We start from the raw sequence: 4391 nt of genomic DNA on the forward strand, positions 1-4391 counted from the left end.
ATAAAAAATATAAGCACATCGAAAAATAAACATAAATCATAACCATCTGTAAATACGAGAAATATAGATTTCATGAATAAAAGAGAGCCCTGCCATGCTACTAATTAATTCGATCGAATAATGTAAATTCAATGTGATATTTTTGTTACGTTTTCATGGATTTTACATGGAAAGAGAAAATAACAATGAAAATGAAAAAGCGTTTAGTTGCCGTTGCTATAGCGAGTGCTATGTCTTTATCCGTACACGCGGGTGAGTCCGTTAGCATTAATCAACCGATCAACTTTACTAGCTTCTCTGGGTTAAATACTCAGCTAGGCGTCAGTAATGCCTCAAGCTTCAAGATGGTTAAGGAAGTTAACCTGAAAAAGCGTGGTATCTACAAAGTTAAGATCCAACAAAACATTTGGGGAACGCCGGTTTGGGGACACTACCTAAACGCAACCCAAAGTGTTCAAGGTGGCGCGCTTAAGTCTGTTCAAGGTCGCTACTTAAAAACCACCACTCTGGAGCGATCTTTCGTTAAGCCATCCATCAACAGTGCTCAAGCTGTTGAACTAGCGAGTAAAGACCTAAAAGCCCAGAGCGTAGCTAGCAAATCACTAGACAACGTACAACATGAGCTGTTTATCTACCAAGGCGCGTCAAAGCAAGGTGTTGGAGCACAAGGGGCTGATAAGACACGCCTCGTGTACGTGGTTTCTTACCTTGTGAAAGGTAGCGAAAAGCCTTCACGCCCATTCACAATGCTCGACGCTCATACGGGTGAAATCATCGACCGCTGGGAAGGTATTGCTCACGCACAGATCGGTACAGGGCCTGGTGGTAACGAAAAAACAGGCATGTACGAATATGGTACGGACTATCACTATCTTGATGTACAAGAAAACGGTACTCAATGTGTTATGGAGTCGGACAACGTTGTCACGGTTGACCTAAATGGCGCAACAGATGGCGATACTGTTTACAGCTACGAATGCCCTCGCAACGAACATAAAGAAGTAAACGGTGCCTATTCTCCGTTAAACGATGCCCACTACTTCGGTAACGTTGTCTTCGATATGTACAAAAACTGGTTCGATACTGCACCACTTTCTTTCAAACTCATGATGCGTGTTCACTACGGCTCAAACTACGAGAACGCATTCTGGGATGGTAAGGCAATGACATTTGGCGATGGTGAAAGCTTCTTCTACCCGCTTGTTAGCCTTGACGTATCAGCACACGAAGTCAGCCACGGTTTCACTGAGCAAAACTCAGGTCTGATCTACGCAAACCAATCTGGCGGTATGAATGAAGCCTTCTCAGACATCGCTGGTGAAGCTGCAGAATATTACATGAAAGGCACCAACGACTGGATGGTCGGTCGTAATATCTTCAAAGGTGACGGTGCTCTACGTTACATGGATGACCCATCACGTGACGGTTCTTCAATCAACAACGCATCGGAATACTACGATGGCTTGAACGTGCACTACAGCTCAGGTGTATTCAACAAGGCCTTTTACCACCTTGCAACGACACAGGGTTGGGATACAAAGAAAGCATTCGAGTTGTTCGTATTGGCTAACCAGATCTACTGGTCGGAAAACAGTGATTTCTGGCAAGGTGCGTGTGGCGTGAAAAACTCAGCCACTGACCTTGGTTACAGTACCGAAGATGTGGTTTCCGCGTTCGCACTGGTTGGTGTAACACCATGTGATGAGCCACCACTACCGCCAGAGCCTGAATATCAGCGTCTAGAAAATGGTGTTGAAGCACCAGTGGCTGGTGAAACAGGTTCCAAGACTTACTTTGATATCGAAGTACCAGAAGGCCAAAACAAACTGACGATTGATCTGGCTGTCTCTACAGGTGATCCAGATATGTATGTCGGTCTCGATTATGCACCAAACCCACAAGAGAACATCTGTAAAAGTGAAAGCGTGACCGATGAAGTCTGTGTTATCGATAACCCAACAGCTGGTCGCTACACCGTTAACATTCTAGGCTACTCAGATTACACAGGTGCCAACCTGAAAGCGTCATACGAAGCTGGCAGCACTAACGTACCACCGGTATCTTCGTTCGAACACACTGTGGTTGGCAAAGAAGTCGAACTTCGCAGCACAAGCTCAGATAGCGACGGCCAAATCATCTCTTACCAATGGAACCTTGGCGATGGCAACACGCAAACGGGTGAAGTAACTCGCTACACTTACGCTGAAGCGGGTGACTACGTGGTAACACTGACCGTCACTGACGATGCTGGCGTTGCAACATCAACAAGTAAATCGATCACGATTGAAGGCGACTCTGCGGAAGGTTTCCCACTAAAACTGAAGTTCGGTAATAAGAATCCGAATGGCAAAGCTCGCGTTAAACTCGCATGGGATTACGACACAAACGACTACTTTGTGATTAAACGTAACGGCAAGAGTGTTGGTGCAACAGACTTCAACTCATACGTCGATAAGTTCCGTCACAACGGTACGGTAGATGTGGAGTACCAAGTATGTACCTCAAGTGATGTTTGTTCAGAAACCAAGCACTACCGTTTCATCAAAACACAATAATCGATAGTTAATTCAGGGCTCCGAAAGGGGCCCTTTGACTATGTGGGTAATGAAAACCCTCATAGCTAAAACAATAAAAAAAACAAAAATATAACGATAAAAAGGACATCAAATGGCTATTCAAAAAAGTATCCTCGCTATGGCTCTATTTGGCAGCGCTACGGCTTATGCATCTTTAGGAATCACACCGCCAGAAAACTCTGAAGTTTGGATCACAACCGATGCTGACGCTCAACACCTGATAGTGGAACACGGCGCAACGGTATACCCAGCGGTGAATGGAAACAAACACTCCATCGTTGCAAAAATCAACGCAAAACAGTTGGCTAAACTTTCTAGCCACATGCACGAAGAAACCCACCGCTGTGGTGGCTACATGGTGCATGAAAACAAGGCTAGCGCATTAAAAGCTGCCGCAATGCCGCTGACAATGAGCACCTTCGAAAAGCCGACGATCAGCCACCAAGATACAGTGAATGATTTACTCGCTCAGGTTGAGCCAAGCAATATGGTTACGACCATCGAAAATCTAACCAACTTCACCAACCGTTTTTATACCACTTCTACGGGTGTTGCTGCTTCAGATTGGCTGCTAGAGCGTTGGAAAAGGGAAATCAAAGATGTGCCATACGCTTCGGCACGCCAAATCACGCACGCAGAGTATCCGCAAAAATCCGTCGAAGTCACCTTACTTGGCGCGAAGTATCCAGAAGAGATCGTTGTCGTTGGCGGACACCTTGATTCAACCGTAGGGTCTTGGACAAGTGAAGGCACTATTTCCCCCGGGGCTGATGACGATGCTTCTGGTATTGCTACCGTCACAGAATCGCTGCGTTTGATGATAGCTAGTGGTATTCAACCAGACAAAACCATCAAGTTCTATGGCTATGCGGCTGAAGAAGTGGGACTGCGTGGTTCACAAGATGTTGCTAATGCTCTGAGAGACGAACAAGCGAATGTTATCTCTGTACTTCAGTTGGACATGACTAACTACAACGGTTCCGCGCACGATATTACCTTCATCACCGACTACACCGACAGCAACCTAACGGCTTACCTGAGCGAGTTGATTGATACCTACGCTAGCGACATCAGTTACAGTTTTGACCGTTGTGGTTATGCCTGTTCCGATCACGCCTCATGGCACAACGTTGGCTACCCTGCAGCTATGCCATTCGAGAGCATGTTCAACGATTACAACCCGAGCATCCACACGCAGCATGATACGTTAGAGAACTCAGACCCGACGGCAACCCATGCCTCGAAGTTCGCGAAACTGGCGATTGCTTACCTCGTTGAAAGCAGCCTTGATTCACCCGTTACTGGGCCAACAGAGCTAGAGCCTGGTGTCCCTGTTGGCGACCTATCTGCTGGCTATGGTGAAGAGCAATTCTTCAACTTTACAACTCAGCAAGCTGGTCAGTTAACGGTAACTTTGACTGGCCCTCGCAGTGGCGATGCCGACTTATACGTCAAATATAACGGTGTGGCGTCAAAATCAAACTTTGACTGCCGCCCATACCAGAACAGCAGCAACGAACAATGTGTATTAAACAAACCTGCGGGCGAATTCAGCATCATGGTGCGCGGGTATCGCAACTTCAGCGATGTGTCTATCATCGCTAACTTTATTCCTGAACTTCTCTAGGGCTGACTAGCTAAACTCAAGCATGACATGGCTTACTGCCAAAATAACCAAAACAAACGCAGCCAAACCGGCTGCGTTTTTTGTTAGAGAGACTGAGGAACTTGAGAGCCAATACTATTTTACGAAAATGCGTTAATTTAAATGTAAATAGAGAAATTCTTTTCACCTAATAATGACCATAAATATAT

General features: G+C 45.9%; 2 protein-coding genes. Both read left to right on the top strand.

Annotated features, from left to right (window positions below; all coding sequences use genetic code 11):
* The first annotated feature begins 185 nt into the window (after nucleotides 1–185).
* Nucleotides 186–2555: a M4 family metallopeptidase gene (locus tag BCT81_RS11905; protein WP_102424494.1), complete on the top strand. Its 2370-nt coding sequence runs from the start codon at nucleotides 186–188 to the stop codon at nucleotides 2553–2555.
* Nucleotides 2556–2667: 112 nt separating this feature from the next.
* Nucleotides 2668–4203 carry a M28 family metallopeptidase gene (locus tag BCT81_RS11910; RefSeq protein WP_102424496.1) on the top strand — a complete coding sequence of 512 codons (1536 nt, stop codon included), beginning with the start codon at nucleotides 2668–2670 and terminating at the stop codon, nucleotides 4201–4203.
* The last annotated feature ends 188 nt before the right edge of the window (nucleotides 4204–4391 follow it).

Origin of the sequence: Vibrio sp. 10N.261.52.A1 (genome assembly GCF_002876325.1) — a bacterium.
In the GTDB taxonomy this organism is placed as follows: Bacteria; Pseudomonadota; Gammaproteobacteria; order Enterobacterales; family Vibrionaceae; genus Vibrio; species Vibrio chagasii.